Origin of the sequence: Kitasatospora sp. NPDC057518, from assembly GCF_042802075.1 — a bacterium.
Lineage (GTDB): Bacteria > Actinomycetota > Actinomycetes > Streptomycetales > Streptomycetaceae > Kitasatospora.
The window spans coordinates 1-6,672 of sequence record NZ_JBHVEU010000475.1 but is presented as its reverse complement, the minus strand read 5'-3'; the positions used below and the strand labels follow the sequence as shown (position 1 = coordinate 6,672).

Annotated in this window: 5 protein-coding genes; 4 read left to right on the top strand and 1 reads right to left on the bottom strand. The window is 71.8% G+C overall.

Annotation, left to right across the window (positions count from 1 at the left end; all coding sequences use genetic code 11):
- Nucleotides 1-36: 36 nt before the first annotated feature.
- A complete protein-coding gene (gene ileS, locus ACFU7Z_RS33595) occupies nt 37-3,168 on the bottom strand; it encodes an isoleucine--tRNA ligase (protein WP_380781698.1) in 3,132 nt (1,043 codons plus the stop codon).
- Nucleotides 3,169-3,865: 697 nt separating this feature from the next.
- Here ileS and ACFU7Z_RS33590 point away from each other — a divergent pair.
- From ACFU7Z_RS33590 to ACFU7Z_RS33575, 4 genes are all read left to right on the top strand, one after another.
- Entirely contained in the window at nt 3,866-4,330 is a 465-nt protein-coding gene (locus ACFU7Z_RS33590) for a TraR/DksA family transcriptional regulator (protein WP_234348203.1), read from the top strand.
- Nucleotides 4,331-4,496: 166 nt separating this feature from the next.
- A complete protein-coding gene (gene lspA / locus ACFU7Z_RS33585; protein ID WP_380781700.1) occupies nt 4,497-5,156 on the top strand; it encodes a signal peptidase II in 660 nt (219 codons plus the stop codon).
- Nucleotides 5,157-5,209: 53 nt separating this feature from the next.
- Complete coding sequence (locus ACFU7Z_RS33580) at nt 5,210-6,148, top strand: RluA family pseudouridine synthase (protein ID WP_049649532.1); 939 nt, start codon at nt 5,210-5,212, stop codon at nt 6,146-6,148.
- A gap of 1 nt (nt 6,149) precedes the next feature.
- Nucleotides 6,150-6,629: a GNAT family N-acetyltransferase gene (locus ACFU7Z_RS33575; protein WP_049649533.1), complete on the top strand. Its 480-nt coding sequence runs from the start codon at nt 6,150-6,152 to the stop codon at nt 6,627-6,629.
- Nucleotides 6,630-6,672: the final 43 nt, after the last annotated feature.

The window sequence follows — 6,672 nt, the reverse complement described above, 5'->3', positions numbered from 1 at the left end:
TCACCCCGGGGTGACGGCGGCTTCGTTGTCGGGCGGTCAGGCCTTGCGGAGCTGGAAGGCCAGGCCGAGCGAGTCGTCGGCGAAGGTCTCGGACTCCCAGTCGGCGGCACCGGCGGCGAAGTCGGTGGCGAGGACCTCCTCGGCGACGAGGGGACCGTGCTCGGCGATCGCCTCGGCGGTCTCCTCCGAGGCGGCGCGCCAGCGCAGGACGATGCGGTCGGCGACGTCCAGGCCGGAGTTCTTCCGGGCCTCCTGGATCTGGCGGATGGCGTCGCGGGCGATGCCGAGCCGCTTGAGCTCCGGGGTGATGGCCAGGTCGAGGGCGACGGTGGCGCCGGACTCGTTGGCGACGGCCCAGCCCTCGCGCGGGGTCTCGGTGATGATCACCTCGTCCGGGGAGAGGGTGACCGTCTCGCCGTCCAGCTCGACCGAGGTCTCGCCGGTGGCGCGCAGCTCGGCGGCCAGGCGGGCGGCGTCGGTGGCGGCGACCGCCTTGGCGACGTCCTGCACGCCCTTGCCGAAGCGCTTGCCCAGCGCGCGGAAGTTGGCCTTGGCGCTGGTGTCGACCAGCGAGCCGCCGACCTCCGCCAGCGACTCCAGGGTGGAGACGTTGAGCTCCTCGGCGATCTGCGCGCGCAGGTCGGCCGGCAGCTCCTCCCAGCCCTGGGCGGCGACCAGCGCGCGGGACAGCGGCTGACGGGTCTTCACGCCGGACTCGGCGCGGGTGGCCCGGCCCAGCTCGACCAGGCGGCGGACCAGCGCCATGTGCCGGGAGAGCTCGGTGTCGATCAGCGACTCGTCGGCCTCCGGCCAGGTGGCCAGGTGCACCGAGGCCGGGGCCTCCGGGGCGACCGGGACGACCAGGTCCTGCCAGACCCGCTCGGTGATGAACGGGGTGAGCGGGGCCATCAGGCGGGTGACCGTCTCCAGCGCCTCGTGCAGCGTGGCGAGCGCGGCGGCGTCGCCCTGCCAGAAGCGGCGGCGGCCGCGGCGGACGTACCAGTTGGACAGGTCGTCGACGAAGCCGGACAGCAGCTTGCCGGCGCGCTGGGTGTCGTACGCCTCGTAGGCCGCGTCGACCTCGCGGACCAGGGTGTTCAGCTCGGAGAGCACCCAGCGGTCCAGCTGTGGGCGGTCGGCCGGGGCCGGGTCGCTCGCCGAGGGCGCCCAGTTCGAGGTGCGGGCGTACAGGGCCTGGAAGGCGACGGTGTTCCAGTAGGTGAGGAGGGTCTTGCGGACCACCTCCTGGATGGTGCCGTGGCCGACCCGGCGGGCCGACCAGGGCGAGCCGCCGGCCGCCATGAACCAGCGGACGGCGTCGGCGCCGTGCTGGTCCATCAGCGGGATCGGCTGGAGGATGTTGCCCAGGTGCTTGGACATCTTGCGGCCGTCCTCGGCCAGGATGTGGCCCAGGCAGACGACGTTCTCGTAGCTGTTCTTGTCGAACACCAGGGTGCCGATCGCCATCAGCGTGTAGAACCAGCCGCGGGTCTGGTCGATCGCCTCGGAGATGAACTGCGCCGGGTAGCGCTTCTCGAACAGCTCCTTGTTCTGGTACGGGTAGCCGTACTGGGCGAAGGGCATCGAGCCCGAGTCGTACCAGGCGTCGATGACCTCGGGCACGCGGGTGGCGGTGCCGCCGCAGTCGCGGCAGTCGAAGGTCACCGCGTCGATGTACGGGCGGTGCGGGTCGAGGCCGCTCTGGTCGGTGCCGGTGAGCTCGGACAGCTCGGCCAGCGAGCCGACGCAGGTGAGGTGGCCCTCCTCGCAGCGCCAGATCGGCAGCGGGGTGCCCCAGTAGCGGTTGCGGCTGAGCGCCCAGTCGATGTTGTTGTTCAGCCAGTCGCCGAAGCGGCCGTGCTTGACCGTGTCCGGGTACCAGTTGGTGGCCTCGTTCTCACGGATCATCGCGTCCTTGACGGCGGTGGTCCGGATGTACCAGGACGGCTGCGCGTAGTAGAGCAGCGCGGTGTGGCAGCGCCAGCAGTGCGGGTAGCTGTGCTCGTACGGCAGGTGGCGGAAGAGCAGGCCGCGCTCCTTGAGGTCCGCGACCAGGTCCTCGTCGGCCTTCTTGAAGAACTGGCCGCCGACCAGCGGGACCTCGGGGGCGAAGGTGCCGTCGCCGAGCACCGGGTTGACCACCGGCAGGCCGTACCGGCGGCAGGTCGCGAGGTCGTCCGCGCCGAAGGCGGGGGACTGGTGGACGATGCCGGTGCCGTCCTCGGTGGTGACGTACTCGGCGGTGACAACGTAGTGGGCGTTCTCGATCTCGACCAGGTCGAAGGGGCGGCGGTAGGCCCAGCGCTCCATCTCGGCGCCGGTGAAGGACTCGCCGGTGGTCTCCCAGCCCTCGCCGAGCGCCTTGGCGAGCAGCGGCTCGGCGACGACGAGCTTCTCGTTCCCGTCGGTGGCCACCACGTAGGTGACCTCCGGGTGGACGGCGGCGGCGGTGTTGGAGACCAGGGTCCACGGGGTGGTGGTCCAGACCAGCAGGGCGGCCCGGTCGGCCAGCGGGCCGCTGGTCAGCGGGAAGCGGACGAAGACCGAGGGGTCGACCACGGTCTCGTAGCCCTGGGCCAGCTCGTGGTCCGAGAGGCCGGTGCCGCAGCGCGGGCACCAGGGGGCGACCCGGTGGTCCTGGACCAGCAGGCCCTTGTCGAAGATCTGCTTGAGCGACCACCAGACGGACTGGACGTACGACGGGTCCATCGTCCGGTAGGCCTCGTCGAGGTCGACCCAGTACCCCATGCGGGTGGTCAGCTCGGTGAAGGCGTCGGTGTGGCGGGTGACCGACTCACGGCACCTGGCGTTGAACTCGGCGATGCCGTACGCCTCGATGTCCTGCTTGCCGGAGAAGCCCAGCTCCTTCTCGACGGCGAGCTCGACCGGCAGGCCGTGGCAGTCCCAGCCGGCCTTGCGGGCGACGTGGTAGCCCTTCATGGTCCGGAAGCGCGGGAAGACGTCCTTGAAGACGCGGGCCTCGATGTGGTGGGCGCCGGGCATGCCGTTGGCGGTCGGCGGGCCCTCGTAGAACACCCACTCGGGGCGGCCCTCGGACTGCTCCAGGCTGCGCTGGAAGATCTTGTTGTCCTGCCAGAACGACAGGATCTGGTGCTCCAGGGCAGGCAGATCCACCTGCGCGGGGACGGGGTTGTAGGTGCTGGCCATCGCGGCGTCTACCTCCGGCGGATGCTGGGACTGGATCCTCCGGAGGGACGAGACGGACCAGCCGCCCCGCGGTACCACCCTCCTTGGCCGCGGTACTGCTGTTCGCGGCCCTCTTGTTTGGGCTTGCTGCCGGGTCTAGTGGGCCGCTGCGGCATCGCGGCGGCCGTTCTTCCGGCGGCTCCGGGGTGATCTTCCCGCCGTGCACACCCCCGGGCTCGCACCGTCCCCGGGTCGCTGGTGGCTGCGTACGTCGGTACTCGTCCCATCTGCGCCTTGCAGGCCCAGTGTATCGGCCGGGCGAGTCGGTTTGTCCAAAGCGTTTCCCGGCGGGCGGTCCGCGGGCGCACCGGCGGGCGCCCCGGGAGTGCTCCGGCCATGCTCCGGGAGCGCTTCGGGAGCACTCCGGGGGCGTGCGGCGGCGGAGGTTAGCCGGAGTCGATCTGGGCACAAATCCATGAGCGCACGGGGCGTGACGGTTGGGGCGGCTGCCTGGGTGGGAACGTTATGAGGCGTCGGTATGTCATGTTGTGACCGGTTTTGATCGGGATTATCGTTCCGGCACTGGAAGCCGCCGGGAACCGGCGGCTCGATTCGTTCGTAGATGGGGTCGAAAGCCATGGCTGAGAAGGGAACCGGCGCGGGTACCGCCACCAAGCGGGCACGCAAGGCCGTGGCGGTCGACCCAGGGGAGGGGACCGTGACCACTACCGCACCGAAGAACGGCACCGACACCGTCACCGCGCCGCGCGGCGCCGAGTCCGTGGACCCGGCCACGCTGCCGGTCCGGCCGGGCGAGGACCCGTGGACCACCGAGGAGGTCCACGAGCTGCACGACGAGCTGATCAGCGAGCTGGACCGGCTCCGCAGCGAGATCGACGCCGCCGAGGCGGCCATCTCCGGCCTGATGCGCGACTCCAACGACGGAGCCGGCGACGACCAGGTGGACGCCGGTACGAAGAACATCTCGCGGGAGAGCGAACTGGCGCTGGCCAACAACGCGCGCGACAGCCTGGCGCAGACCGAGCGCGCGCTGGAGCGGCTGGAGGGCGTCGGCTTCGGCACCTGCGAGTCCTGCGGGCAGGCCATCGGCAAGGCCCGGATGCAGGCCTTCCCCCGGGCGACGCTCTGTGTGCAGTGCAAGGCCAAGCAGGAACGCCGCTGACCAGGGCGGCCGGAGGGACGCGAGGGGTCGGGCTTGCCGTACGCTCGACCCCGTAACGTCGCCTGAAGGATGCCGCCTGACGCGTTCGTGAACGCGGGCAGGCCATCACCGGCCCACCACCCTCCCCCTCCTGCGGACCGGGGGAGCTCCACCGGCAGCGGAGCGGATCATCAGCACGCAAGGTTCCCCCCAGACCCGGGACGACGCCGTCCCGACCCCCGCCGATGCCGTGGAGGTGCCCGTGGCCGAGCCGACCGGGGCGTCCGCGGACAGCACGACGGACGGGAAGCCCAAGGGTCCGCGGCGGATCGGCGTGCTGCTGGTCGTCGCGGTGCTCGCCCTCCTGATCGACCTCGGCAGCAAGCTGCTGGTGGTCGCCCGGCTGGAGAACCACGCGGCGATCAAGGTGATCGGGGACGTGCTCACCCTCCAGGTGATCCGGAACTCGGGCGCGGCCTTCGGGATGGGGCAGGCGCTGACCGTCGTCTTCACGGTGATCGCCTCCTCCGTCATCGTGGTGATCTGGCGGATCGCCCGGAAGCTGTACAGCCTGCCCTGGGCGATCGCGCTCGGGCTGCTGCTCGGCGGGGCGCTCGGCAACCTCACCGACCGGCTGTTCCGCGCGCCCGGGGTCTTCCGCGGCCACGTGGTGGACTTCGTCTCCGTCCAGTACTTCGCGGTCTTCAACCTCGCGGACTCGGCGATCGTCTGCGGCGGAATCCTGGTGGTCCTGCTCTCCTTCCGGGGCAGCAACCCGGACGGGACCGTCCACCAGGAGGTCGAGAAGCCCGGGAAGGCCGGGAAGCCGGAGCAGGGCGAGAAGTAGCGCCGGACCGCCGGCGGGCGGGGGAGGGCCGCGGTTCCGGCATACTCGTACGGGTGAGTACCGCAGCGCAGATCCGCAGCCTCCCCGTTCCCGACGGCCTGGAGGGCGAGCGCCTCGACGCCGCCCTGGCCCGGATGTTCGGCTTCTCCCGGACCAAGGCCGCCGAGCTGGCCGCCGACGGCAAGGTGATGATCGACGGCGCCGTGGCCGGCAAGTCGGACCGGGTGACCGCCGGCTCCTGGCTGGAGGTCGAGATCCCCGCCCCGGCCGCGCCGGTGCGGATCGTCGCCGAGCCCGTCGAGGGCATGCGCATCGTGCACGACGACGAGGACATCGTCCTGATCGACAAGCCGGTCGGCGTCGCCGCGCACCCCAGCCCGGGCTGGACCGGCCCCACCGTGATCGGCGGACTGGCCGCGGCCGGGTACCGGATCTCCACCTCGGGCGCCGCCGAGCGCCAGGGCATCGTGCACCGCCTGGACGTCGGCACCTCCGGGCTGATGGTCGTCGCCAAGTCCGAGCGCGCGTACACCGACCTCAAGCGGCAGTTCCACGACCGGATCACCGAGAAGCGCTACCACACGCTGGTGCAGGGCCACCCGGACCCGATGAGCGGGACGGTGGACGCGCCGATCGGGCGGCACCCCAGCTCGGACTGGAAGTGGGCCGTCACCCGCGACGGCAAGGCGTCGATCACCCACTACGACCTGATCGAGGCGTACCGGGCCGCGTCGCTGCTGGCGATCAAGCTGGAGACCGGGCGCACCCACCAGATCCGCGTCCACATGTCCGCGCTGCGGCACCCCTGCGTGGGCGACCTCACGTACGGCGCCGACCCCACGCTGGCCAAGCGGCTCGGGCTGACCCGGCAGTGGCTGCACGCGGTGTCGCTCGGCTTCGAGCACCCGGCGGACGGGCAGTGGGTCGAGTTCTCCAGCGAGTACCCGGAGGACCTGAAGAAGGCGCTGGACATCATCGCGGCGGAGAGCTGAGATGACGGCCGCCGAGGTGCCGGCCGTCACCGTCCGGGTCGTCGACGGGGAGGCGGACCTGGAGCTGGCGCGGGCCGTCCGGCGTGAGGTCTTCGTCGTCGAGCAGAACGTGCCCGAGGAGCTGGAGTACGACGAGTACGACGCGACCTCGGTGCACCTGCTGGCCGTCGGGGCCGACGGGGCCGCGCTGGGGACGGCGCGGCTGATCTTCGGCGAGCAGGCGCGCGGGCTCACCGGGGGCGTCGAGGGGCGCGTGCTGCTCGGGCGGCTCGCGGTCGTCGCGGCGGCCCGGGGGACGGGGCTGGGCGCGGAGCTCGTCCGGGCCGTCGAGGCCGCGGGGGCCGAGCGCGGGGGCGTGGAGGTCGAGCTGCACGCGCAGGTGCAGGCGCTCGGGTTCTACGAGCGGCTGGGGTACGTGGCCGAGGGGCCGGTGTACGACGACGCCGGGATACCGCACCGGACGATGACGCGGGTGCTGTAGGACCCGCTCTGATCGCGCGGTTCCCCGCGCCCCTGTCCGGGGC